The sequence below is a fragment of the Pseudomonas capeferrum genome (assembly GCF_000731675.1).
Taxonomy (GTDB): Bacteria; Pseudomonadota; Gammaproteobacteria; order Pseudomonadales; family Pseudomonadaceae; genus Aquipseudomonas; species Aquipseudomonas capeferrum.
In genome coordinates this window covers 211187-236698 of sequence record NZ_JMIT01000005.1, presented here as the reverse complement: position 1 = coordinate 236698, position 25512 = coordinate 211187, and the positions used below count along the sequence as shown (strand labels likewise).

The 25512-nt window shown below is 63.7% G+C and carries 21 protein-coding genes; 7 read left to right on the top strand and 14 right to left on the bottom strand.

Annotated features, from left to right (window positions below; all coding sequences use genetic code 11):
* Positions 1-104 precede the first annotated feature (104 nt).
* Both PC358_RS25175 and fdhD read right to left on the bottom strand, forming a co-directional pair.
* Positions 105-2450: an FdhF/YdeP family oxidoreductase gene (locus PC358_RS25175; RefSeq protein ID WP_033703226.1), complete on the bottom strand. Its 2346-nt coding sequence runs from the start codon at positions 2448-2450 to the stop codon at positions 105-107.
* 5 nt (positions 2451-2455) lie between these two features.
* Positions 2456-3286 (bottom strand): formate dehydrogenase accessory sulfurtransferase FdhD, encoded by an 831-nt coding sequence (gene fdhD, locus PC358_RS25170; RefSeq protein ID WP_033703225.1) that lies wholly within the window; start codon positions 3284-3286, stop codon positions 2456-2458.
* Positions 3287-3461: 175 nt separating this feature from the next.
* Between fdhD and lysM the strand changes: the two genes are divergently transcribed.
* Entirely contained in the window at positions 3462-3902 is a 441-nt protein-coding gene (gene lysM, locus PC358_RS25165) for a peptidoglycan-binding protein LysM (protein ID WP_033703224.1), read from the top strand.
* Positions 3903-4009: 107 nt separating this feature from the next.
* On the opposite strand, the gene yrfG is transcribed toward lysM, so the two are convergent.
* Positions 4010-4672, bottom strand: coding sequence for a GMP/IMP nucleotidase (gene yrfG, locus PC358_RS25160; protein WP_033703223.1), 663 nt, complete (start codon positions 4670-4672; stop codon positions 4010-4012).
* 64 nt (positions 4673-4736) lie between these two features.
* Here yrfG and nudE point away from each other — a divergent pair, with 64 nt between their 5' ends.
* Together nudE and cysQ are read left to right on the top strand one after the other, a co-directional pair.
* Positions 4737-5303 carry an ADP compounds hydrolase NudE gene (gene nudE / locus PC358_RS25155; protein WP_033703221.1) on the top strand — a complete coding sequence of 189 codons (567 nt, stop codon included), beginning with the start codon at positions 4737-4739 and terminating at the stop codon, positions 5301-5303.
* Positions 5300-6136, top strand: a complete 837-nt coding sequence (gene cysQ / locus PC358_RS25150; protein ID WP_033703220.1) for a 3'(2'),5'-bisphosphate nucleotidase CysQ — start codon at positions 5300-5302, stop codon at positions 6134-6136. The genes nudE and cysQ overlap by 4 nt, the downstream gene beginning before the upstream one ends.
* A gap of 15 nt (positions 6137-6151) precedes the next feature.
* On the opposite strand, the gene PC358_RS25145 is transcribed toward cysQ, so the two are convergent.
* From PC358_RS25145 to rfbB, 7 genes are read right to left on the bottom strand one after another with little or no spacing between them, the layout of a single operon-like run.
* A complete protein-coding gene (locus PC358_RS25145) occupies positions 6152-6607 on the bottom strand; it encodes a thioesterase domain-containing protein (protein WP_033703219.1) in 456 nt (151 codons plus the stop codon).
* Complete coding sequence (locus PC358_RS25140) at positions 6604-8013, bottom strand: sigma-54-dependent transcriptional regulator (protein ID WP_033703218.1); 1410 nt, start codon at positions 8011-8013, stop codon at positions 6604-6606. Before PC358_RS25140 ends, PC358_RS25145 begins: the two co-directional genes overlap by 4 nt.
* On the bottom strand, positions 8010-9824 hold the full coding sequence (locus PC358_RS25135; RefSeq protein ID WP_033703216.1) for a sensor histidine kinase: 1815 nt from the start codon (positions 9822-9824) through the stop codon (positions 8010-8012). The genes PC358_RS25140 and PC358_RS25135 overlap by 4 nt, the downstream gene beginning before the upstream one ends.
* A gap of 38 nt (positions 9825-9862) precedes the next feature.
* A complete protein-coding gene (gene rfbD / locus PC358_RS25130; RefSeq protein ID WP_033703215.1) occupies positions 9863-10723 on the bottom strand; it encodes a dTDP-4-dehydrorhamnose reductase in 861 nt (286 codons plus the stop codon).
* Positions 10720-11265, bottom strand: a complete 546-nt coding sequence (gene rfbC, locus PC358_RS25125) for a dTDP-4-dehydrorhamnose 3,5-epimerase (protein ID WP_033703214.1) — start codon at positions 11263-11265, stop codon at positions 10720-10722. Before rfbC ends, rfbD begins: the two co-directional genes overlap by 4 nt.
* Positions 11262-12137 carry a glucose-1-phosphate thymidylyltransferase RfbA gene (gene rfbA, locus PC358_RS25120; RefSeq protein ID WP_033703213.1) on the bottom strand — a complete coding sequence of 292 codons (876 nt, stop codon included), beginning with the start codon at positions 12135-12137 and terminating at the stop codon, positions 11262-11264. Before rfbA ends, rfbC begins: the two co-directional genes overlap by 4 nt.
* Positions 12134-13216, bottom strand: coding sequence for a dTDP-glucose 4,6-dehydratase (gene rfbB, locus PC358_RS25115; RefSeq protein ID WP_033703212.1), 1083 nt, complete (start codon positions 13214-13216; stop codon positions 12134-12136). Before rfbB ends, rfbA begins: the two co-directional genes overlap by 4 nt.
* 303 nt (positions 13217-13519) lie before the next feature.
* Here rfbB and aguA point away from each other — a divergent pair, with 303 nt between their 5' ends.
* Both aguA and PC358_RS28200 read left to right on the top strand, forming a co-directional pair.
* Positions 13520-14626 (top strand): agmatine deiminase, encoded by a 1107-nt coding sequence (gene aguA / locus PC358_RS25110; RefSeq protein ID WP_033703211.1) that lies wholly within the window; start codon positions 13520-13522, stop codon positions 14624-14626.
* A gap of 184 nt (positions 14627-14810) precedes the next feature.
* Positions 14811-15008, top strand: coding sequence for a hypothetical protein (locus tag PC358_RS28200; protein WP_077068774.1), 198 nt, complete (start codon positions 14811-14813; stop codon positions 15006-15008).
* 51 nt (positions 15009-15059) lie between these two features.
* Here the strand turns inward: PC358_RS28200 and PC358_RS25105 are convergent, their stop codons facing one another.
* The gene (locus tag PC358_RS25105) at positions 15060-17147 is read right to left on the bottom strand and encodes a TonB-dependent receptor (RefSeq protein WP_033703210.1); all 2088 of its coding nucleotides are present in this window, start codon (positions 17145-17147) and stop codon (positions 15060-15062) included.
* Positions 17148-17618: 471 nt separating this feature from the next.
* Between PC358_RS25105 and PC358_RS25100 the strand changes: the two genes are divergently transcribed.
* Entirely contained in the window at positions 17619-18938 is a 1320-nt protein-coding gene (locus PC358_RS25100; protein WP_033703209.1) for an OprD family porin, read from the top strand.
* A 142-nt stretch (positions 18939-19080) separates the two neighbouring features.
* Here PC358_RS25100 and PC358_RS25095 read toward each other — a convergent pair whose 3' ends face one another.
* The 3 genes from PC358_RS25095 to PC358_RS25085 all read right to left on the bottom strand — a co-directional run bounded on the left by PC358_RS25095 (position 19081) and on the right by PC358_RS25085 (position 22972).
* Complete coding sequence (locus PC358_RS25095) at positions 19081-20742, bottom strand: FMN-binding glutamate synthase family protein (RefSeq protein WP_033703208.1); 1662 nt, start codon at positions 20740-20742, stop codon at positions 19081-19083.
* 141 nt (positions 20743-20883) lie between these two features.
* Positions 20884-22260 carry an ATP-binding protein gene (locus tag PC358_RS25090; protein WP_033703207.1) on the bottom strand — a complete coding sequence of 459 codons (1377 nt, stop codon included), beginning with the start codon at positions 22258-22260 and terminating at the stop codon, positions 20884-20886.
* Positions 22253-22972, bottom strand: a complete 720-nt coding sequence (locus PC358_RS25085; RefSeq protein WP_033703206.1) for a response regulator — start codon at positions 22970-22972, stop codon at positions 22253-22255. Before PC358_RS25085 ends, PC358_RS25090 begins: the two co-directional genes overlap by 8 nt.
* Positions 22973-23112: 140 nt before the next feature.
* Between PC358_RS25085 and PC358_RS25080 the strand changes: the two genes are divergently transcribed.
* Complete coding sequence (locus tag PC358_RS25080; protein ID WP_033703205.1) at positions 23113-25410, top strand: TonB-dependent siderophore receptor; 2298 nt, start codon at positions 23113-23115, stop codon at positions 25408-25410.
* Positions 25411-25512 lie beyond the last annotated feature (102 nt).

Here is a 25512-nt window from a genome sequence, read left to right as displayed (position 1 = left end):
TAGGTGAAACTTTATTGTTTTTTGGCTGTCAGAGGTACTTATGACAAAGCCCTGAACCGTTACGGAACAGGGCTTTTCCGTTTTTGCCGTAAGCCTTTCGAGCGCTACAGAATACGCCCGTCGTCCCGCGCACGTTCCAGCTTGATGGCAATGAATTTGGACGTCGGCGTATGGCTGCCATCGCCAATGCTCTCCAACGGCACCAGCGGGTTCACCTCTGGATAATAGGCCGCCGCCTGCCCGGCCGGAATATCGAAGGCCAGCAAGGTGAAGCCGTGCACACGGCGCACATGCTCATCCCCCCACAACGAGACGATGTCGACCTTCTGCCCCGGCTGGAAGCCAAGGCGGATGATGTCGGCCTCGTTGACGAACAGCACCTCACGCTGGCCGCGCACGCCTCGGTAGCGATCATCCAGGCCATAGATGGTGGTGTTGTACTGATCGTGCGAACGCATCGACTGCATGACCAGGTCGGGCAATTGGCCGCTGGCCCGCACGCGCTCATCAAGCAAGGTGTCCGGCAGCAAGTTGGCCTTGAAATTGGCGCGCCCGGTGCTGGTCTGCCATTCGCGGTTGGCGGCGCTGTTGCCCAGGTAGAAGCCACCCGGCTCGCGCAGGCGCTGGTTGAAGCCGCTGAACCCGGCAATGGTGTCGCCGATCAGGTCGCGGATGCGGTCGTAGTCGGCAACCAGCCAGTGCCAGTCGACCGGCTGCTTGCCCAGGGTGGCGGCAGCGATACCGGCAACCACCGCAGGCTCCGAGCGCATCTGCGTCGTCAGCGGCTTCAACTGGCCGTTGGAGGCATGGACCATGCTGAACGAGTCTTCCACGGTCACCGCCTGTGGCCCGTCGGCCTGCAGGTCGATATCGGTACGGCCCAGGCACGGCAGGATCAGTGCCTGCTTGCCGTGCACCAGGTGGCTGCGGTTGAGTTTGGTGCTGATGTGCACGGTCAGCTCGCAGTTGCGCAGCGCCTGCGCGGTACGCGCGGTGTCTGGCGTGGCCTGGGCGAAGTTGCCGCCCAAGCCGATGAACACCTTGGCACGGCCGTCGAGCATGGCGTGGATGGCTTCGACGGTGTTGTGGCCATTGTGCCGCGGCACGGGGAAGTTGAAGCGCTTCTCGAGGGCGTCGAGCAGTGTCAGCGGCGGGCGCTCGTTGATACCCATGGTGCGGTCGCCCTGCACGTTGCTGTGGCCACGCACCGGGCACAGGCCGGCGCCTGGCGCGCCGATGTTGCCGCGCAGCATCTGCAGGTTGACGATTTCCTGGATGGTCGGCACCGAATGGCGATGCTGGGTGATGCCCATCGCCCAGCACATGATCACCCGCTTGCCACGGCAATACATGCGCGCGGCCAGCTCGATGTCGGCCAGGGCCAGGCCGGATTGCGTCTGGATATGCGCCCACGGCGTGGCATCGACCACTGCCAGGTAGTCATCGATGCCGTGACCATGCTCGGCGATGAAGGCGTGGTCGAACACGGCAGGTTCGCCGTTGGCCTGGGCCTCACGTTCCCACTGCAGGACGAACTTGGCCATGCCGCGCAGCAGCGCCATATCGCCACCAAGGGCCGGGCGGAAGAACGCGGTGTTGGTCGGCCGGTCGCTGTTGGTCAACATCTCCAGCGGGTTCTGCGGGTGCTGGAAACGCTCCAGGCCACGCTCTTTCAGGGGGTTTACGCACACCACCTGGGCGCCGCGTTTCACCGCATCGCGCAGCGGGTCGAGCATGCGTGGGTGGTTGGTGCCCGGGTTCTGGCCCCAGACGAAGATCGCATCGGCATGCTCGAAGTCGTCGTAGGTGACCGTGCCCTTGCCGACGCCGACGCTTTGCCCCAGGGCCACGCCGCTGGCTTCGTGGCACATGTTCGAGCAATCGGGGAAGTTGTTGGTGCCGTAGGCCCGCACGAACAGCTGGTAGAGGTAGGCGGCTTCGTTGCTGGCCCGGCCCGAGGTGTAGAACTCGGCCTGGTCAGGGGTGGCCAGGTTGTTCAGTTCGCGGGCGATCAGGGCAAAGGCGGCATCCCAACTGATGGGCTGGTAGCGGTCCTGTTGTGCGTCGTAGACCATCGGTTCGGTCAGGCGCCCCTGGTACTCCAGCCAGTAATCGCTCTGCTCGCGCAGCGCGCTGACGCTGTAGCGCGCGAAAAAGGCGGCGTCCACGCGGCGCTTGGTGGCTTCCCAGTTGACCGCCTTGGCGCCGTTCTCGCAGAACTTGACCATGCCGCTTTCCGGCGAATCGCCCCAGGCGCAGCCGGGGCAGTCGAAGCCGCCGTTCTGGTTGGTCTTGAGCAGCGCGCGGATGTTCTTCAGCGCGTTATCGCTGCCGACCCAAGCCTTGGCCACGCTGCGCAACGCACCCCAGCCTCCGGCGGGGCCGTGGTAGGGCTTGTAGCGAGGGGGGGCGGCTGGGGCGTTGTCAGGGAGGGGCTGGTACGAGGTCACGGCTGTTACGACTCCGCCGCTGGGCTGTAGACCCGCGGTGCACTGTGTTTGGGCAAGTGAATGAGGTTGAGGTTGTGCTTGCGCGCCCATTGCAGGGCCAGGCCGGTGGGTGCCGAGAGGCTGACCAGGGTCTGGATGCCGGCACGCAGCACCTTCTGGATCAGTTCCAGGCTGCAGCGGCTGGTGACGATGGCCAGGCCGCCGGTGCTGTCGATGCCTTGGCGCAGCAGGGCTCCGATCAGTTTGTCGAGGGCGTTGTGCCGGCCGATGTCTTCGCGGCCGAGCAGCAGTTCGCCGTTACGGTCCATGAACAGTGCCGCATGCACCGCGCCGCAATGCTGGCCGAGCGGCTGGAAGGCGTCGATACGCCCACGCAGGCCTGCCAGCCAGTGCGCAGGCGGCAAGGGCGCACCGGGCAGTTCGGCCAGCTCGGGCAGTGCCTGCTCGAGTGCTTCGACCCCGCACAGGCCGCAGCCGCTAGTGCCGGCCAGCTGGCGGCGCTGGTTCTTCAGGTTCCAGAAGGCCCGGCTGGAGATTTCCAGGTCGGCGTACAGGGCCGAACCGGTGCCGGACAGCTTGAGGTCATAGATCTCGTGGGTGCCTTCGACAAGCCCGGCGCCGACGCTGAAGCCGACGGCAAAGTCTTCAAGGTCGGTAGGGCTGACCAGCATCACCGCTTGGTTGAGGCCGTTGTAGGCAATGGCCAAGGCCACTTCTTCGGCCAGGGGCGTACTGGCGCGCTCGGCGTCGCCGAGCTGGGCATAATCGTAGGTGTTGCTGGCGGCGGGCAAGGCCAAAGGCGATGAGGCCGCGCAGACCGGAGGTTTGCTGTTCATCGGGGCTGGCTACCGGCGGCGATTTGATAGCCCAAGCCTAGGCCTGTGGGACGGTCTCGTCTAATCGCTAGGGTCTATGCCTTGATAGACCGCGTCGATTGGTCGCGGCAGGGGCAGGTCGGGTAATCCTGGCCTAGACTCCTGGCTCCGAGGTTTTATCAACAAGGAGAACGCAATGAGCCTGTTCAGTTTCGTGAAGGAAGCCGGCGAGAAGTTGATCGACCTGCTGACCCCCGGTAATGCCAATGCCGAGGAGCAGTTGAAAAAGCACGTGGAAAGCGTCGGCCTGGGTAATCCGGACATCACCGCCACTGTAGAGGGCGACAAGATCATCCTCAAAGGCGAGGTTGCCAGCCAGGAGGAGAAAGAGAAGATCATTCTGGCGGCGGGCAACATCAACGGTGTGGCCAGCGTTGATGATCAGATCACCGTAACAGGGCCGGTCGTTCAGGCTGCGCGTTTCGTTACCGTGAAAAAGGGTGACACGCTGTCAGCCATTGCAGTAGTCGTGTATGGCAATGCCAACCAGTACAACAAGATCTTCGAGGCCAACAAGCCGATGCTGTCGCACCCGGACAAGATCTATCCGGGGCAGGTGTTGCGCATTCCGGACTGATAGATCGTGCTGGCTCTTTCGCGGGGCAAGCCCGCCCCCACAGGTACCCTGCAATGCTCAAGGGTTTTGCTTACCTATGGGAGCGGGCTTGCCCCGCGAAGAGGCCCTCAAAGCCCCGACAACAAATCCCGGTAATCCTCTACCGCGGCAAACTCCTGAGTATCGCGCGGCGCTGCCTGGCTGTCCGGTTGCCTCACTGCCAGCAAGTGCCCGACCCCAAACTGCCGTGCGCTGCGCAAAATGGCCAGGGTGTCGTCGATAAACAGGCTGCGCGCCGGGTCGAAGCCGATATCCGCCTGCAACGCATCCCAGAACTGTGGGCTTTCCTTGGGGTAGCCATAGTCATGCGAACTGATCAGCCGCTCGAAGTACGGCGCCAGTTCTACCCGCTCCAACTTCAGTGACAACGAATCGCGGTGGGCATTGGTGATCATCACCACGCGCTTGCCCGCCTGGCGGATGGCGGCCAGGAAGGTGTCGGCATCCGGGCGCAGGGCGATCAGGTCGGCGATCTCGCGCTTGAGCTCACGGATCGGCAGCTTCAGCTCACGGCTCCAGAAGTCCAGGCAGTACCAGTTGAGCGTGCCAGCATTGCGCTCGAACAGCGGCTGCAGCTCCATTTCTGCCATGGCCCGGCTGACGCCATGCAGCTCGGCATAGCGCTGGGGCAGGTGCTCCAGCCAGAATCGGTTGTCGTAGTGCAGGTCGAGCAGCGTGCCGTCCATGTCCAGCAGGACGGTATCGATGGCAGACCAGGGAAGAACAGACATGGGAAACTCTCGTTCAGTCGGCTAGCCACGGTATAGTAACCCGTTCACGCCAAGGAGCTGCCCCATGCGCCAGAAACCCACCGTCCTCAACCGCGAAATCGTCGCCAGCAGCCGCCTGTTCCGCGTCGAGGCCGTGCAACTGCGCTTCAGTAATGGTGCCGAGCGCACCTACGAGCGCCTGGTCGGCCGGGGCAACGGTTACGGGGCGGTGATGATCGTGGCGATGCTCGACGCCGAACATGCTGTGCTGGTCGAGGAATACTGCGGCGGCACGGACGAATACGAGCTGTCGTTGCCCAAGGGCCTCATCGAACCGGGCGAGGACGTGCTGGCGGCGGCAGACCGGGAGCTCAAGGAAGAGGCCGGTTTTGGGGCGCGGCAACTGGAGCACCTGACCGAACTGTCGCTGTCGCCTGGCTACATGAGCCAGAAGATCCAGGTGGTGCTGGCGACCGACCTGTATGAAGAGCAGCTTGAAGGCGATGAGCCGGAGCCGATGCGGGTCGACAAGGTCAACCTGCGCGAGTTGTCGGCCCTGGCCATGCACCCGCAGTTCACCGAGGGCCGCGCCTTGGCGGCGCTTTACCTGGCGCGCGACCTGCTGAGCCAGCGGGGGCTGCTGGAGCTATGAACGACCTGCAGCTGATGCACGAAGTGGTCAAGCTGGCCCAGGTGGCGGGCCAGGCGACTCTGCCGTTCTGGCGCGCCGATGTGGCGGTCAGCAACAAGGCCGACGATTCACCGGTCACTGCGGCAGACCTGGCGGCGCACCGGGTCATTGCCGATGGCTTGCTGGCGCTGGCGCCGCACATCCCGGTGCTGTCCGAAGAAGACTGCGACATATCGCTGGCCGAGCGCCAGGGCTGGAGCCGTTGGTGGCTGGTCGACCCGCTGGACGGTACCAAGGAATTCATTGCAGGCAGTGAAGAGTTCACGGTCAACATCGCGCTGATCGACAATGCTGAGGTGGTGTTTGGCGTGGTGTCGATGCCGACCAACGGGCGCTGTTACTTTGGCGGCCGCCAGTTGGGTGCCTGGCGTGCCGAGGCGGGTGAAGCGGCCGAGCCGATCCAGGTACGCAATGCACCGCCTGCCGATGGCCGTTTCACCGTGGTCGCCAGCCGTCGTCATTCCAGCCCGGAGCAAGAAGCGCTGCTGGCCGGGCTAGGGGCTGCGGTGGGGGACCTGGCACTGGCCAATATCGGCAGCTCGCTGAAGTTCTGCCTGCTGGCCGAAGGCAGCGCCGATTGCTACCCGCGCCTGGCGCCGACTTCGCAGTGGGACACTGCTGCGGCGCAGGGTGTGGTCGAAGGTGCCGGTGGCGAGGTCATCGAGCTGGACGGCCAGCCGTTCCGCTATCCGCCGCGTGAGTCACTGCTGAACCCGTTTTTCCTGGCCTTGCCCAGCGCTGCCAGCTGGCGCCAGGCCTTGATCGACCTGTCGCGCCGCGCCTACAACAACTAGGGTGCGTGCAGGCAATCAGCGGTGCAGAACGTACTGCCCGCTGAACTGCACGGCCGGTTCGTCGCTGCCGGCATTGCTGACGGTAGTCTCCAGCGTCAGCCGCGCCCGCCCACGGCGCTGGTACATCGTCACGAAGCGCGCCCAGCTCTTTTCATCCGGCGCCGCACAGCGGGCCACTGCCGTACCGGTGACCGGCAACGGGTAACTGATCTGCCCCTCCTGGATGACGATATGCCCGTCATCGATGCCCAACTCGCGCAGGCGCAGGTGCAGCCACCCCCAGCCCACCAGTACCGCAGCGCAGTACAAGCTGCCGCCGAACATGGTGCTCTTGTGGTTGACGTTGGCCGCCAGCGGCAGTTGCAGGCGCAGGGTGTGCTGCTGCCAGTCGATGACCTCCAGGCCCATTTCCCGCGTGAGGGGGATGTCGCTGTGCAGTACGCCCTGCAGGTACTGGCTGTCGGTGCTCATGGACGGTTGTCCTCCTGGTCGTCGTGCCCGCCGCTGCCGCCGTCAAAACTGAGGCTGTGCTTGCGCAGCTTGTCATGCAAGGTCTTGCGTGGAATGCCCAGAGCCTCGGCCAGGCTGCGCATGGAGCTGTGTGGTTGGCCAAGCTCGGCGGCAATCAGCGAGCGCTCGAACTGCTCGACCTGTTCGCTGAGGTTGCCGGTCACTACCACCGGCGCTGGCGTTGCCGCAGCCGGTGCCTGGCCGTCGAGGGCAAGCTCAAGGCCCAGGGCAAAGCGTTCGGCAGCGTTCTGCAGCTCCCGCACATTGCCAGGCCAGGCGTGGCGCAGCAGCATGGCGCGCTGGGCGGGCTGCAGGGTGTGCGGCGTCAAGCCGTGGCGCTGGCTGGCGGCATCGGCGAAGTGCTGGAACAACACCAGGATGTCGTCACCGCGCTCACGCAGCGGGGGTATGCGCAGCGGCGCCACGTTCAGGCGGTAATACAGGTCGGCGCGGAAGCGCCCCTGGTCGGCGGACTGGCGCAGGTCTTCCTTGGTGGCAGCAATGATGCGGATATCCAGCGGGATCAGCTGGTTGCCGCCCAGGCGCTCGACCACCCGCTCCTGCAACATGCGCAGCAGTTTGACCTGTACATCCAGGCTCATGCTTTCGATTTCATCGAGAAACAGCGTGCCGCCATTGGCGAATTCGAACTTGCCGATGCGCCGCTTCTGCGCACCGGTGAAGGCGCCAGGTTCGTGGCCGAACAACTCGCTCTCGACCACCGACTCGGCCAGTGCCCCGGCGTTGATCGCCACGAATGGCCCGTCACGGCGGCTGGACAGGTCGTGCAGGGCGCGGGCCACCACCTCTTTGCCGGCACCGGTCTCACCCAGTATCAGCACATCGGCGCGGGTACCTGCCAAGGCGCCGATCTGCTCGCGCAGGCGCAGCATCGACGGCGACTGGCCCACCAGGCGCGTGGCCAGTTGCTGGCGGTCGCTCAAGGCCAGGCGCAGGCTGCGGTTGTCCAGCACCAGGCGGCGCAGGGCCAGGGCGCGGCGCACGCTGTCGAGCAGGGCGTCGCTGGCAAACGGTTTTTCAAGGAAGTCATAGGCACCGGCGCGCATCGCCTGTACCGCCAACGGCACATCGCCGTGGCCGGTAATCAGCAGCACCGGCAGCTCGCTGTCGCGCCCGTGCAGTTGCTCCAGCAGTTGCAGGCCATCGATGCCAGGCATGCGGATGTCGCTGACCACCACACCGGGCCAGTCGGCTTCGATACGCTCGGCCAGGCCTTGGGCATCGGCCAGCGCCACCACCTTGAGCCCGGCAAGGTCCAAGGTCTGGCTCAGCGCTTGGCGCAGGTGGGGGTCGTCGTCGACCAGAATGACCTGGGCTTGGCTGTCGATCAGTGTCTCGGGGGTCATGCCGAGGGGTCCTCCGAATTGGGCAGGGTAGCGCCGGGTGCGGCCACGCGCAGTTGCAGGGTAAGCAAGGCGCCGCCTTCAGGGTGGTTGGCCAGTAGCAGTTCACCGCCCAGCGCGCGCATCAGGCTTTCGCAGATGGCCAGCCCCAGGCCCAGGCCCTGGGTGCGGGTCTTGGTGGTGAAGAACGGCTCCTTGGCATGCTCCAGCGCCTGGCGGCTGAAGCCAGGGCCGTTGTCGCGGATGAACAGGTAGACGTAGCCATCGCGCTGTTCGGCACTCAGCCACAGACGGCGCGGGTTGGCCTTTTCGGTCAGGGCGTCGAGGGCGTTGGCCAGCAAGTTGCCCAGTACCTGGCGCAGGCGGGTTTCGCCCGCCTGTACCCACAACGTGGCCTCTGGCAGGTCGCGGATCAGCTCGACGGCCATCGCGCGGCGGCGCTTGGCCAGCAAGGCCAGGGCATCGTCCAGTGCCGGCTGCAGGGCCACGCTCTCCGGGGCGTGGCGGTCGCGGCGGGCGAAGGCGCGCAGGTGGGCGATGATAGAGGCCATGCGCCCGGTCAGTTCACCGATCAGCTTGAGGTTGCCGCGGGCGTCGTCGGTGCGTTGATGGTCAAGCAAGATCTCGGCGTTCTCGGCGTAACTGCGAATGGCCGCCAGCGGCTGGTTGAGCTCGTGGCTGATACTCGCCGACATGGTGCCCAGCACCGACAGCTTGCCGGCCTGGACCAGTTCGTCCTGGGCCCGCACGGCTTCCTGCTGGGCATTTTCACGTTCCAGCACGGCACTTTTGAGGCGGGTATTGAGGCCTTCGAGGTCGGCGGTACGTTCGGCCACGCGCTTTTCCAGCTCTTGGCGGCCACGGGCCTCGAAGTCGATACGGTCGATGTAGTGGCGCCGCCGCTGCATCACCAGGCCGGCCAGCAGCATCATCACCAGCAGCGTGCCGGCGCCGATGGCCATCACCGTCTGCACCGAGCGGTCGACCAGCATGCGTGGCGCGAGGATGCTGACTTGCCAGCCGGTTTCCTTGATGTCGCGGGTCTGGGTGATCCACGCATCCTGGCTGAGCAGCAGCGGCTGCGGGGCCTGGGTCGGGTACGGCTGGATGGCGATGATCGCCTGGCGCTCGGCCTCGGTCAGCGCGCGGGTGGCACGGAAGCGCCAGTCGGGCCGTGAGGTCAGGATCACCACGCCGTTATGGTCGGTCAGCAATAGTTGCTCTGGGGTGCGGCCCCAGAGGGTTTCGGTGTGGTCCAGGTCGACCTTGACCACCAGCACGCCAACGATGCGCTCGCGGTCCCGCACCGCTGCGGCAAAGAAGTAGCCACGCTTGGCCGAGGTGGTGCCCTGGCCGAAGAAACGCCCCAGGTGGCCGGCCATGGCCTCGTTGAAGTAAGGGCGGAAGGCGAAGTTACGGCCGACGAAACTGTCGTGCTTGTCCCAGTTGGAGGCGGCCAGGGTGTTGCCGCTGACGTCCATCAGGTACATGACCTCGGCACCGGTCTGCTGGACGATGCCCTTGAGCAGGCGGTTGGCGTTGGTCACCGCTTCCAGGCGGAACGGGTCAGCCAGCACGCCGCGCAGGGCCGGCAGGTCGCCGAGGATCTGCGGCAGGGTTTCGTAGCGGTGCAGGGTGCCGAGCAGGTTGGCGACGTACAGGTCGAGGGTCTGGCGGTTCTGTGAGGCCAGTTCTTCCTGGTAGTAGCGCTCGGCCAGGTGATGCAGCGGCCACAGCAGCGGTGCGAGGCACAGGGCCAGCAGGGCCAGGCTGCGCCAGCGGGGACGGCGTGGGGGCGTAGGTTTTGCAATCATCACGTAAGTGCGCCAGAAAAGTCTGACGCAATTATGCGCTACTTGAGGCAGTCGATCAGCGCCTGCTGCCAGTGCGGCAGGCGGATGTGCCATTCGTGGGCCAGGCGTGAGCAGTCCAGGCGTGAGTTGAGCGGCCTGCGGGCCGGCGTGGGGTAGTCGCTGGACGGGATTGGCAGCAGTTCGGCGCAGGGCAGGCCTTGGGCCTTGAGTTGCTCGGCGATGGCCTGGGCGAAGCCGAACCAGGACGTCTCGCCTTGCGCGGTAAGGTGGTAGGTGCCCCAGGCGCCCGCTTGCCCGGCCTGCCAACGTTCGACCAATACACGGGTGCTGGCGGCAATGCTACCGGCCCAGGTCGGTGCGCCGATCTGATCGTCGACAATGCGCAGTTGAGGCTTCTCTTGCAGCAGGCGCTGCAGGGTCAGCAGAAAGTTGCGCCCGTACAGCGAATAAACCCAGCTGGTACGCAGGATCAAGTGCTGGCCGGCCACTGCGGCAATCGCCTGCTCGCCTGCAAGTTTGCTTTGGCCGTAGACCCCCAGGGGGTTGGGGGCGTCTTGTTCGGTATAGGGCGTGGCCTTGCTGCCGTCGAAGACGTAGTCGGTGGAGTAGTGGATAAGCGGCGCGCCGAGCCGTGCCGCTTCTTCGGCAAGTACGCCAGGGCCGTGGGCATTGATCGCAAAGGCGCGCTCTGGCTCGTGCTCGGCCTGGTCGACCGCCGTGTAGGCACCCGCATTGATGATCAGGTCGGGGGCCAGCTGGCGCAGCGGGCCACGCAGGGCCTCGGGCTGGGCCAGGTCCAGTTGCTCGCGCCCGAGCACGTGAAGCTCGCCAAGGCCGACCAGATGCGCCTGCAGCGCCTGGGCTACCTGGCCGTTACGGCCACATACGACAATCTTCATGGCAGCAGTTGCGCCTCACTCAGCGGTACGCCGACCTTGTCCTTTTCCGACAGCACCGGCGGCCCTTCGAGTTGCCAGTCGATGGCCAGCTGCGCGTCGTCCCAGCGGATGCAACGGTCGGCGCCTGGGTTGTAGTAGTCGGTGGTCTTGTAGAGGAACTCGGCCGTTTCGCTGACCACCGCAAAACCGTGGGCAAAGCCAGGCGGAATCCACAATTGGCGATGATTGTCGGCCGACAGGTGCACGGCAACCCACTGGCCGAAAGTTGGCGAGCTCTTGCGCACATCCACGGCAATATCGCGGATCTCACCCTGTACCACGCGCACCAGTTTGCCTTGGGTGTTTTCTACCTGATAGTGCAGGCCGCGCAACACGCCCTTGAGGGAGCGGGAGTGGTTGTCCTGGACGAAGTCCACGGCAACGCCGGTCTGCTTGGCAAACTCACGGGCGTTGAAGGCTTCGAAGAAGAAGCCTCGGCTGTCACCGTATACCGTCGGTTCGATGATCAGTACATCAGGGATCTCGGTGGGGATGATGTTCATGCAGACTCGTTAGCCAGTTTGCCCAGGTACTGACCGTAACCGGTCTTTTTGAGTTTTTCAGCCTTGGCCAGCAACTGGTCACGGGTGATCCAGCCCTTGTTGAAGGCGATTTCTTCCAGGCAGGCCACCTTCAGCCCCTGGCGATTCTCGATGGTTTGCACATATTGCGAGGCATCCAGCAGGCTCTCGTGAGTCCCGGTATCGAGCCAGGCAAAGCCGCGGCCAAAGCGCTCCACGCGCAGGTCGCCGCGCTTGAGGTAGGCATTGGTGACATCGGTGATTTCAAGTTCGCCCCGCTCGGAGGGGCGGATGCCCTTGGCAATTTCGATTACGTCGTTGTCGTAGAAGTACAGGCCCGTCACCGCATAGCTGGACTTGGGCTTGAGGGGCTTTTCTTCGATGGACAGGGCATTGCCTTGCTCGTCGAACTCGACCACGCCGAAGCGCTCCGGGTCCTTGACCCAATAGCCGAATACCGTGGCGCCACTCGGGTGGTTGACCGCGCGCTGCAACTGTTCGGTGAAGCTCTGGCCGTGGAAGATGTTGTCGCCAAGAATGAGGCACACCGAGTCATCGCCGATAAACTGCTCGCCGATCAGAAATGCCTGGGCCAGGCCATCGGGCGAGGGCTGCTCGGCATAGTTGATGTGGATGCCGAACTGGCTTCCGTCGCCGAACAGCTGGCGATACTGGGGCAGGTCCTGAGGTGTCGAGATCAGCAGGATTTCGCGGATATCGGCGAGCATCAGCACCGAAATCGGGTAGTAGATCATCGGTTTGTCGTAAATCGGCAGCAGTTGCTTGGAGACCCCAAGGGTGATGGGGTGCAGGCGTGTGCCGGATCCTCCGGCCAGGACGATGCCCTTGGTCATGCAATGAGCTCCTTGATGTCGGTATTGCCCAGGCGTTCACCCTGGTAGCTGCCATCCTGGACATGACGGCACCATTGCAGGTTGTCCAGGTACCACTGCACCGTCTTGCGCAGCCCGCTGGCGAAGGTTTCTTGCGGTACCCAGCCCAGTTCCCGTTCGATCTTGCTGGCATCGATGGCATAGCGCAGGTCGTGGCCGGGGCGGTCCTGGACGTAGCTGATCAGGTCTGCATAGCGGGCCACGCCTTGCGGGTGCTGCGGCGCCAGCTCTTCGAGCAGGGCGCAGATGGCGTGCACCACGTCGAGGTTCTTCTGCTCGTTGTGGCCGCCGATATTGTACGTTTCGCCGACCTGTCCGTGGCTCACTACTTCAAGCAACGCCCGGGCGTGGTCTTCGACGAACAGCCAGTCACGTACTTGCTGGCCATTGCCATACACCGGCAGTGGCTTGCCGGCCAAGGCATTGAGGATCATCAGCGGGATCAGCTTTTCGGGGAAATGGTAAGGGCCGTAGTTGTTCGAGCAGTTGGTGATCAGCACCGGCAGCCCGTAGGTGCGGTGCCAGGCGCGCACCAGGTGGTCCGAGGCGGCCTTGCTCGCCGAATAGGGTGAGCTGGGCGCATACGGCGTGGTCTCGTGAAACAGGTCGTTGGCGCCATGCAGGTCGCCATAGACTTCGTCCGTGGAGATATGGTGAAAACGGAACGCACGGCGCTGCTCGGCCGGCAGCTGGCTCCACCAGGCGCGGGTGGCTTCGAGCAGGGCGTAAGTGCCGACGATGTTGGTCTGGATGAACGCGGCCGGGCCGTCGATCGACCGGTCCACATGGGATTCGGCTGCCAGGTGCATGATCGCCCCAGGCTGAAAGCGTTCGAGCACGGCGCTGACGGTTGCCGAGTCGGCGATATCGGCCTGGACGAATTCGTATCGGGTGTTGTTGGCGATGCTCTGCAGCGATTCGAGGTTGCCGGCGTAGGTCAGCTTGTCGAGGTTGAGCACTTCGTGTTCGGTGTTGTCGATCAGGTGGCGGACCAGCGCCGAGCCAATGAAGCCGGCGCCGCCTGTGACGAGTATGCGCATCTCAAGTGGCCTCTGGAAAACCAAGTTCTATGGCATGCAGCCTAGCTCGTCGGCTAGGGTGGTGGCAGACAAATATCATGGGTTTGGCGGGAAGGCTTGGGGTTATTTCGATTGATATCGGTATAATTGGTTTAATGGTTTTCTTAGGCAGGTTTTTTTGCTTTTAATGCCGATATATATCGGTTATAAATTTGCGATAGCCGGGGGCGCTTTGCGCCCCATCGCGACGCAAGGCCGCTCCTACACACACACACTACCAACGCCCCAGTGCACATCGGCTCAGGGCCTACGCAGAGGTTAACCATGAAAACCCTCAACTCCACCCCCCGTGCCGACGGCTTCCATATGCCCGCTGAATGGGCGCCGCAGACCCAGGTCTGGATGGTCTGGCCGGAGCGTTCGGACAACTGGCGCCTGGGTGGCAAACCGGCGCAGGCTGCGCATGTGACGCTGGCCAAGGCCATCGCCCGCTTCGAGCCGGTGACCGTGGGGGTTTCCGCTGGCCAGTACGAAAACGCCCGTCGCCAACTCGACCTGCCGAACATCCGCGTGGTGGAAATCAGCAATGACGATGCCTGGGTGCGCGATACCGGCCCAACCTTCGTCATCAACGACCACGGCGAAGTGCGCGGTGTGGACTGGGGCTTCAATGCCTGGGGCGGTTTCGAGGGCGGCCTCTACGCGCCCTGGAACCGTGACGAGGAACTGGCCGCCAAGGTACTGGAAATGGAGCGCTGCCAGCGCTACCAGACCGAGGGCTTCGTGCTGGAAGGTGGCTCGATCCACGTGGACGGCGAAGGCACCGTGATCACCACCGAGGAATGCCTGCTCAACCGCAACCGCAACCCGCACCTGGGCCGCGAACAGATCGAGGCGGTGCTGCGCGAGCACCTGGCGGTCGACACCGTGGTCTGGCTGCCGGACGGCCTGTACAACGACGAAACCGACGGCCACGTCGACAACTTCTGCTGTTACGTGCGCCCAGGTGAAGTGTTACTGGCCTGGACCGATGATTCCAACGACCCCAACTACGCACGCTGCCACGCCGCGCTGGAGGTGCTGAAAAACACCCGCGATGCCAAAGGCCGTGAGTTCGTGGTGCACAAGATGCCGATTCCGGGCCCGCTGTATGCCACCGCCGAAGAATGTGACGGTGTCGACCAGGTGGCCGGTAGCCAGGAGCGCGACCCGTCGGTACGCCTGGCCGGCTCGTATGTGAACTTCCTGATCGTCAACGGCGGCATCATCGCGCCCAGCTTCGATGACCCTGCAGATGCCCAGGCCAGAGCGATCCTGGCCAAGATCTTCCCGGACCACGAGGTGGTGATGATCCCTGGCCGTGAGCTGCTGCTGGGCGGGGGCAATATCCATTGCCTGACCCAACAGCAACCCGCGCCGCTCAAGCGCTGAAACCACGCTGAACGAAGAGGCCCGTCATCTGACGGGCTTTTTATTTCCAGGCGACGTCCGGCGCCGCGAATGGCATATGTTTTGTATTGTTTTTCAAAGAGATAGCTCGGCTTGGCCGGGCGCTTGGATCTGTAACAATACCTACGTAGATTAGCCGCTCACGGGCAAGGGAGTACGTGTGGAAATGAACGCAGCAAGTGAGTCGGCTTTGTGCCCATCGGCAGTGAATCATCAATCGCTCAAGGTTCTGGCGCAGTGGTTGAAGCACCATGGAAGCAAACAGGTCAGGACGACCGACCCACGACGTCTGCTTGCCGGGCGATACCCCCAAGGGCTGATCAGTGAAGCGGAGATGCAAGCGCTGATGGCGGTGTGGCACTGACCGTATCGGGCTAGCCTGCACCGGCCCTGACACCGGTGCAGGCAGTAAACATCAGAAGCGGTAAGTGCTCGTCACCACCAGGCTGCGCGGGTCACCCGGTTGAATCTGCGCGGCGCTGGTCGCCGAGCTGTAGTAGGTCTTGTCGGCAATGTTGTTCAACGCCGCGCGCACATCCCAATCGTGCGTGCGGTAGCCGGCGAGCGCATCCCAGCGGCCATACCCCGGCATTACCGTGGTGTTCTGGTTGTCGGCATAACGGTCACCCACCAGCGTCAGCCCCGTCTCGGCGTACCAGCCCAGCTCCGGCTTCCAGGTCACGAACAGGCTGGCGTTACGCTTGGCCACGTCGTTGATGCGGTTGCCTTCCTGGTTGTTGTTGTCCTTGACGATGGTTGCATCCTGCAGGCCGATGCCCCCGCGCACGTACCAGTTGCCGACGATGTTGCCGGTAGCGGTCAGCTCGATGCCGCGCGAGCGTTGCAAGCCGGTGAGTACAATGATTTCCGGGTTGTTGGCGTCACGCGTGCGGCGGTTGTACAGCTCCAGTTCATACACCGCGAGGGTGGTGGTCAGGCGTTGGTCGAGCCAGTCGCTCTTGACCCCGATTTCCTTCTGCCGGGTCATCTCTGGCCCGGTGTCGTTGGTGTTGCCCGGCGCGCCCGGGGTGATGCCGATCAGGCCACCGCCCACGGGCGAGAAGGTCTTGCTCCACGACGCATAGAACGAGTGATCACGCCACGGCGTATACACCACACCCAGGCGCGGGCTGGTGGTGTTGCTGTCCTGCGGCTCGGAAATGCCCTTGATCTTGTTGGTGGTTTCCACCTCGAACTGGTCGAAGCGCACGCCCGCGAGGATTTGCCATTGATCGTTCAGGCGGACCTGGTCCTGAAGGTACAGGCCACGGCTTTCGACTACGGTGTGGTTGTTGCTCGACACCAGCAGCGGCCCATTGTGCTGCAGGTTACGGTTGGGGTTGCCCACGTCCAGGCTCGGCACCGTACCCGTCGGGGCGGTGTACAGGGTCGGGTCACGCCGTTGGCTGCCGAACTCCAGGCCCACCAGCAGTTTGTGCTCCAGCCCCAGGGTGTTGAAGTCGCCCTCGGCTTCCAGGTTGTTGAACAGGTTGCGGGTGTTCAGGTCTTGCTGCCAGCGCTGGCGGGTGACGGTGTTGTTGCTGGCGTTGTAGCCCGTGGCGTAGGTGTTGTCGAACTCGCTGTCGAGCTTGAACAGGCCAAGGGTGTGGCGCAGTTGCCAGGCTTCGTTTAGCTGGTAGTTCAACCGCGAGCGCAGCGACTGGGCGCGGTCGTCGATGTAGTCGCGCTGGGTATCGCCATAGGTGGTGCTGCGGCTTACGTCTGCCGGGCGGCCGTTGACGCCAGGGATGCCGCGGTCGGGCGTGCGGTTGTAGCGGCTGTATTCGTATTGCACCAGCCAGTTCAGGTCCGGCGTCAGTTGCCAGCTCATCGAGGGCGCGAACAGTTGGCGGCTGCCATCGATGCCATCGCGGAAGCTGTTGCTGTCCTCGTTGCCCAGGTTCAGGCGCAGGCTGATGGTGTCGCTGGGGTCGGCACTCAGGTCGGCGTACAGGCTGCGCAGGTCTTGGCTGCCGCCTTGCGCCTCGATGCTCGAACGGCGGCCGTGCTCAGGCGCCTTGCTGACGCGGTTGACGATGCCACCCTGGCTGCCACGGCCGTACAGCACTGCGGCCGGCCCTTTGAGCACTTCGACACGCTCGATGTTGTTGAGGTCGCGAATGTACTGGCTGTCATCGCGAACACCGTCCAGATAGAAGTCGTTGCTGGCATCGAAGCCGCGGATGCGCACGCTGTCGAAACGGGTGTCGGCGCCGCTGCTGACGTTGGGGATACCCTCGAGTGCCTTGCCCAAGGTGTTGCTGCCGTAATCCAGCACGTTGGCGGTTTTCACCGTGTCGATGGCCTGGGGTACATAACGCACCGGCGTCGAGGTGCGCGTCGCGGTACTCACCTCCTTGACCCGCGGGTTGTCCTGTTCACGCTCGCTTTCGGCGGTGACCGACAGTTCCGGCAGGGTAGTGGTGGCGGCGTTGGCGAGGCTGGCGCTGAACAGCAGCGACAGGCCCAGCGACAGGGGGGAAAGGCGGCAGGGTACAAGCATGGACACATCCGGACCGAGGCAGGTGAAAAGAAGGTGCGAATGGTAATGCTTGCTATTTACTGTTGCTTGGGTATTTGTAAAGGGTTGTCTTTACATATGTATCACTTTGTAACTAGGCACTTTGTATAATCCCCCGGCCCAAGATTGCTCCCACAACGTCAGCTGACTTACCTGACAAGAGAAAAATTGCCCACCGATAGCGCGAACAGGCATGGAAATGCACCAGACCTGCCGGTTATTTTGGTTATATCAACCTGCATTTCACGATTTTTTGACATTTGTAATCGCACACCGCTAGGATTCGGCCAACGCCTGCTGGCCATGACATGGCCATGCTGCTGTTAAAGGCCACCGTGCGATTGCCGGCAAAGCCTTCCAGTTTGGATCCGCATAGCGTCGAACCTACGAAGGGGCGTTGGTTCCTGGCGTCATATTGCAGAGCGTTTTTGATTAAGAAATAAGGAAAATAACATGTTGAAAACCAGGATCAGCCTGGTCGCCTTGGCGATGATCGCCGCGACCCAGGCACAGGCCAATGAGCAGGCCGACAGCAAGGGCTTCATCGAAGACAGCCACGCCAATGTGCTGCTGCGCAACGCCTACATCAACCGTGACAAGAAGCACGGTACCGATGACCAGATCGAATGGGGCCAAGGCGTCATCGCCAACTTCTCCTCCGGTTTCACCCAGGGCACCGTCGGTGTCGGCGTCGACGCATTCGGCCTGTATGCCGTGCGTCTGGACGGCGGCAAGGGCCACAACGGTGGTGGCGGCGTCGACTTCTTCAAACCGCACGAAACCACCAATGCCGAGGGCAACGCCAGCTCGCCGCATAACCTTGCCCGTGGCGGCGCTGCCGTGAAATTCCGCATCTCCAACACCGTGCTGAAGTACGGTGACCAGATGCCGGCACTGCCTGTGCTGCAGTACGACGATGCACGTCTGCTGCCAGAAAGCTTCACCGGCACCCTGCTGACCTCGAAAGAGATCGAGGGCCTGGAGCTGAACGCCGGTCGCTTCACCCAGGAAGCGCGCAAGAGCGCCGAGCGTCGTGACGGTGGTGGCCTGAAGTCGATCAACGTCTTCGGCGGTAGCTACAAGTTCACCGACAACTTCACCGCTTCGCTGTACACCGCAGACAACGAAGACGTGATGAAGAAGCACTACCTGGGCTTGAACTACGTCTTCCCGATCGCCAGCGACCAGTCGCTGACCCTGGACTTCAACGGCTACAAGTCGGACATCGACAAGCAGTACGTCCAGGCCGCTGGCCTGAACGGCGACTCCAACACCATCTGGAGCCTGGCTGCCACTTACGCGTACGGTGCCCACTCGTTCACCCTCGCGCATCAGCGCAGCACCGGCAGCACCGGCTACAACTACGGCTTCTACCAGAACGCCGGTGGCGTGGGTGACGGTGGTTCGACCATCTACCTGGCCAACTCGTACTGGTCCGACTTCAACGCCGAAGACGAGCGCTCCTGGCAGCTGGGCTACGGCCTGGACTTCGGCGCCTATGGCGTTCCGGGCCTGACCTACAAGCTGGCCTACGTGGTGGGTGACAACATCAACACCCGCAACGTCGCCAACCCGCAAGGTTTCGGTGAAGGTAAAGAGCGCGAGATCTTCAACCAGATCCGTTACGTGGTTCAGGACGGCCCGGCCAAGGACCTGTCGATCAAGCTGCGTAGCTCGTTCGTGCGTACCAACAATGCGGTACAGCAGAACGGCTACAACGACGACGGCAACGAAGTCCGCGTATTCGTCGAGTACCCGATCAGCATCTTCTGATCTGATCCCGCTGGGGCTGCTTTGCAGCCCTATCGCGGCGCAAGGCCGCTCCCACACTGGCTGGCTCTAAACCTTCAAGGCCGGCGCAACCCCTGGGGGAGCGGCCTTGTGCCGCGAAAGGGGCGCAAAGCGCCCCCAGCCTTCAAGCCGGCTCCGCCTGTCTACGTCGTACCCCTGCTGCTTTTTCAACTTCCCCCGTCTCCGGTGCAAAGCTGTCGCTACGCGCCATCCGCCACATCCGCGCATAAAACTCGCTTTCAATCGAGCCACTGAGCAATTCGCCAGGCTTGAGAAACGTATGCAAATCCGAGAACAAGCCGATTTCACTGGCGCTGACACGCCGTGCCAGGTGCTTGGGCTTGAGTTCGCTTGGGTGCTCCAGCCCTGCGGCCGCCAGCATCTCGGCCAAGGTGTGCAGCGTGTTGCGATGAAAGCTGGCCACGCGTTGGGCCTTGTCCGGTACCACCAATGCGCGCTGGCGTAACGGGTCTTGCGTGGCAACCCCGGTCGGGCACTTGTTGGTGTGGCAGCTTTGCGACTGGATGCAGCCGATGGCGAACATGAAGCCGCGCGCCGAATTCACCCAGTCGGCACCAATGGCCAGCACGCTGGCGATATCGAAGGCGCTGACGATCTTGCCCGCTGCGCCAATGCGGATGCTCGAACGCAGGTTCAGGCCGACCAAGGTGTTGTGCACGAACATCAGCCCTTCGCGCATGGGCACGCCCATGTTGTCGCTGAACTCGCGTGGTGCCGCGCCGGTGCCGCCTTCCTTGCCGTCGACGACGATGAAGTCGGGGGTGATGCCGGTGGCCAGCATGGCTTTGGCAATGCCCATGAACTCCCACGGGTGCCCCAGGCAGAACTTGAAGCCCACTGGCTTGCCGCCCGACAGTTCGCGCAGGCTGGCAACGAACTTGAGCAATTCGACCGGCGTGCGGAAGGCGCTGTGCGCAGCCGGGGAAATGCAGTCCTGGCCTTCGCGCACGCCCCGGGTCGCGGCGATTTCCGGGCTCACCTTGTGCCCTGGCAGGATGCCGCCGTGGCCGGGTTTGGCGCCCTGGCTGAGCTTGATCTCGATCATCTTCACTTGCGCCGAGCGGGCTTGCTCGGCGAAGCGTTGCGGGTCGAAAAGGCCCTCTTCGGTACGGCAGCCAAAGTAACCGCTGCCGATCTCCCAGATCAGGTCGCCACCATGTTCGCGGTGGTAAGGGCTGATGCTGCCTTCACCGGTGTCATGGGCAAAGCGGCCCAGGCGTGCGCCCTGGTTGAGGGCAGCGATGGCGTTGGCGCTGAGGGCGCCGAAGCTCATGGCCGAGATGTTGAAAATCGAGGCCGAGTAGGGCAGCCGGCATTGCCGCCCGCCGATGGCGATGCGGAACGAAGCAGGGTCGGGGGTGGCCACCGGCAGCATCGAATGGCTGATGAATTCGAAGCCCGGCTTGTAGGCATCGTTGAGTGTGCCAAAGGCTTTTTCGGCGCTTTCATTCTTGGCCCGGGCGTACACCAGCGAGCGCTGGGAGCGGGAGAACGGCAGCTTGTCGTCGTCGCCTTCGATCAGGTATTGGCGGATTTCCGGGCGGATGGTTTCGATCAGGTAGCGGATGTTGCCCAGGATCGGGTAGTTGCGCCGCACTGCATGGTGGCTCTGGCGCAGGTCATTGAGGCCGACCAGGCTGAGCAGGGCGGTGAGCACGGTGAACGGCCAGAGCCAGGCCTGTTGGGGCAGTAGCGGCAGGCTGGCGAAGGTGAACAGCAGGCAGGTGACGAGGCAGGCGTAGCGGCTGGGCAGTGAATGTTTCATGGGTCCATCGCAGGCAGGATGACCGGGCCTAGGATAGGCAAAGGCAGGCTGCGGAAAACCTGGTGAATCGGTAAAAGACTGTTACCTGATCGCAGGTTTGCCCTGCGCGACCCTTTCGCGACGCAAGGCCGTGATGGCAGGTTATTCGGGCAACTGCACACTGGCCCGCAAGCCGCCGCCGTCGCGGTTGTACAGCAGCAACTCGCCGCCATGACTGGCCGCGATGCGCTGGGCGATGCTCAACCCCAAGCCATACCCGCCAGACGCCTGATTGCGCGACCCTTCCCCCCGCACGAACGGGTCGGTAACCGTCGCCATCAAGCCGGGTGCAATCCCCGGCCCGCAGTCATCGATGTGGATAAAAACCCCCGTGGCCGCGCGCTCTAGCGTGACCGAAACGTCTTTGCCATAGCGCAAGGCATTGACCAGCAGGTTCTGCAGGCACCGCTGCAGCAGCAGGGCATCGACCCGCACGGTGCCAGCCTGGCCCTCAACGGGAAGCGGCTCACTGGCGGTGGCCAAGTCTGCGCACTGGCGCGCCACCAGCTGGTCCAGGTCCACCTGTTGCAGGTTCTGCTGCTCGCCGGCGCGCAGGTAGTCGAGTACCTGGCCGATCATGTCGTCCATCTGCGTGATGTTCTGCCGCAGCCGTTCGCGCTGCTCATCGTCTGGCAGGCGCTCCAGGCGCAGGCGCATGCGGGTCAACGGGGTACGCAAATCGTGGGAAACGGCGGCGAGGAAGTAGGCCTTGTCGTTGACCATCGCAATCAACCGTTGCTGCATCGCATTGAAAGCCTGCGCCGCCTGGCGCACTTCCTGCGGCCCATCCAGCGCCAAGGGCGGCTGCTCCAGGTTGCTGCCCAGCCCTCGCGCTGCGTCCGCCAGGCGCTGCAGCGGGCGCAGGCACAGGCGCACCGCCAGCAGGCACACCAGCAGCACGGCGACGATACGCAGGGCATATACCCGCAGCAGGTAGTCGCTGATCAACGCCCAGGCAGACTCGCCACTCCAGCCCTGCAGCTCCTGGCCATCGATGGTCAGCCAATGCCCATCGGCCAGCGGCACGGCAAACTGAATATGCGCCTGGGCCGTGCGCAAGCCGAACAGGCTGCGCCAGACAATCGGCTGGCCCAGTTCGTCAGTCAGTTGCACCTTCATCAGGCGCACGTCCACAGCATGGCCAAGCTCGTACTTGAGGGCCTGGTGCAGCAGCAATTCGATGCGCTTGCGCCCCCTGCGTTCGTCCACTTCTTGCGCGGGCAAGGCCTCGGCACAGCGCAGCTGATAATGGGCTGGCGCCTGCACTGCGCCGGCATGGCAGTTGGCCTTGGCAATCAGGGGCGCGCTGCGGGCGGCGATCAGCCGCACCGGGGCTTCGAGCACCTGCGCGAAACGCACATCGAACCAGATGCTGCTCGACATCAGTTGGATTACCAGCGTGCCGCTGACCATGATCAGCAGCAGTTGGCCAAACAGCGTGCGCGGCCACAGCCGGCGGAGCCAGCGCACCTCAGGCATCCGCCTCGCTGCGGGCGAGGCTCAGCAGGTAGCCTTCGTTGCGGATGGTGAGGATCTGCGCGACGGCGCCCGGCGCGCGGCGCAGTTGCTGGCGCAGGCGGCTGACGCACATGTCTACCGAGCGGTCATCGGGCAGGTGGTCACGGCCGAACGCACTGCGGGTCAGATGATCGCGCGACACCACACGGTTGTTGGCTTCAAGCAGCTCACGCAGCACGCGGTAATCGGAGCGGGGCAGGGGCAGTGTCTCGCCGTCCGGGCGGGTGAGCAGGCGCTTCACGTGGTCGAGGCGAAAACCGGCAAATTGCTGCGCTTCGACAGCCGGTTTTGCCACCGGTGTATCGAGGCGCTGGGGGCGACGCAGCACGGCCTTGATCCGGGCAATCAGCTCGCGTGGCTCGAAGGGCTTGGCCAGGTAGTCGTCCGCGCCCACTTCAAGGCCAATGATGCGGTCCAGCGTGCTGCCTTTGGCAGACAACATGATCACCGCCAGGCCAGGGGTGGCTTGCAGCTGGCGGCACAGGCTCAAGCCATCCTCGCCGGGCAGCATCAGGTCCAGCACCACCAGCTCCACTTTGTGCGCAGCCAGTTGCTCACGCATCTGCTCGCCATCAGCGGCGGCCAGTACGGTGTAACCGGCATCTGTCAGGTAATCACAGAGAAGTTCGCGGATTTCGTCGTCATCGTCGACAACCAGCAGCGTTGTACTCATTGCTAAACACACCTGTTCGGTGAGGGCCGGAGGCGCTCGTTACGTTCAATTACATCCCCATACAAGCCGGGGCTGGAGCCCCAAGGGCGGATCCCTAGAATCGTAACAAAAAATCATCTGCGAATACGAAACCTTCCCAAATGAAGCCTCGGAGCATCATGAACGACTTCTCTTCCATCGGCCGAGGCGCAAGTCACCTCACCCCGCTCGCCTTCTTCATCGCCGCGGCCATCAGCGGCAGCGCCATGGCTGCCGACAGCAAGCCACTGGAGCTGGATGCCACGCAGATCGAGGACAGCGCGCTGGCGCCTGCCGATGAAGCCGGCCAGCTAGGGTACACGGTCGAGAGTAGCCGCAGTTCAACCGGCCTCAAGCTGACGCCGCGGCAAACGCCGCAGTCGGTGACCACCATTACCCGCCAGCAGATGGACGACCGCGCCATCCACACCATCGAGCAGGCGCTGGAAACCACGCCAGGGGTGACGGCCAGCAAAGCCGAAGTCGGCGGGCGCACCGACTACCGGGCGCGAGGTTATTCGATCAGCAACTGGAAGGTCGATGGCCTGCAGTTTCAGGGTGGCTCCGACTTCAGCGGCGGTGGTAACGCGCTGAACATGGACCTGTACGAGCGCATCGACATCGTGCGTGGCGCCAACGGCCTGCTGGGCGGCACCGGCGACCCCTCGGCCACCGTCAACCTGATCCGCAAGGCCCCGACCAAGACCTTCGGCGGCAGCGCTTACGCGACCTACGGCAGCTGGGACAAACGCCGCTTGGGCGCCGACCTGAACCTGCCATTGTCCGAGGACGGCCGCCTGCGTTCGCGGTTTGTGATGACCCAGCAGGACGCCAACTCGTTCCGCGACCACCAGTCCGAGCGCGCCCGCGCTGCGCTGGCCAACTTCGAATTTGACCTCGACGACGCCACCACCCTGGGTGCCGGTTACCAGTACGAATACAACAAGGTCGTCGGCGGCGGCTGGGGTGCGAACATCCCGATCTGGTACCGCGACGGCAGCAAGACCGACCTGCCGCGCAGCACCAACGTGGTGCCCAGCTGGAGCTTTGGCGAGTACACCACCCGCACGGCGTTCGGCTCGCTCGAGCATCGCTTCGACAACGACTGGACGCTGGACCTGAAGGCCGCCCAAAGCACCGCCGAGGCCCTCAACCACCGCGGGCTGGCCAAGGTCAACTCGGCGGGCCGCGGCACCTTCGGCGGCTACTGGGACCAGGACGGCAGCGGCGCCGTGCTCAACGGCCTGCACAGCGCCAGCGACACCACCCAGCAGTCGGCGCAGATCGACCTGTCCGGCCCGTTCCAGCTGTTCGGCCGTACCCATCAGGCGATGGTCGGTTACAACGACAGCCGCACCGTGGCCTGGTCACCGGAATACACCTGCAACATGGTCAGCGACGGCCGCGTCAGTGCTGCGGCGCTGGGTTGCCAGTTCCGCGCCAACAACGGTTTCCCGCTGACCGACTGGCGCAATGGCGTGGATGACGACTACGACATGATCGCCTCGCGCACCGGCCGCCACAGCAAGACCACCACCCGCTTGCAGGGCATGTATGCAGCTACTCGCCTGAGCATCACCGACCCGCTGTCGGTGATCGTCGGCGTGCGCACCAGCAACTACTCCGCAATCACCCGCAGCAATGCCGGCGTGCGCACCAGCCAGGAAGAAAACGGCATCGTCACCCCCTACCTGGGCGCGGTGTACGACCTCAACGACACCTACTCGCTATACGCCAGCTACACCGACATCTTCACCCCGCAGACCGCCGAGACCAGCAGCGGCAGCAAGGTCGAGCCGATTCGCGGGCAAAGCTACGAAACCGGCATCAAGGGCGAATGGTTCAATGGCCGCCTGAATGCCTCGGCGGCGTACTTCCGCACCAAGCAGGAAAACAAGGCCGTGCTGGACGGCGACCTGACCACACCGACCGGTAACGACGCCTACAAAGCCGGCTCTGGCCAGGAAACCGACGGCATCGACCTGGAAATCGCCGGTGCACTGACCCCGAACTGGAACGTTTACGCGGGCTACACGTACCTGCACTTCCGCCGTATCGACAGTGATGGCCGCAGCGACCCGTCGCACCTGTTCAAGGCTTCGACCACGTATCGGCTGTCTGGCCCGCTGGACCGCTTGACCCTTGGCGCAGGGGTGACCGCGCAGAGCAACATTCGCGCGGTATCCAGCCCGGCTGGGCAGCCGAGCAATGGTGTTAGCACAGGTGCTACCGACGTCAACTGGTCGGGGTATGCGATCTGGAATGCCATGGCCAAGTACCAGCTGACTGACGATACGAGTGTCAGCCTCAATGCCAATAACCTGTTCGACAAGCACTACTACACCCGCTACGGGTTCTACGCGGGGGCGATTTATGGTGATCCGCGGAACCTGTCGTTGACGGTGAGTACGGCGTTCTGACGGAGGCACCTGGGGCTGCTGCGCAGCCCATCGCAGGCCAGCGCTGTGCCTGTGGTGTTGCGCGTTTTGTGTAGGAGCTGGCTTGCCTGCGATGGGCCGCAA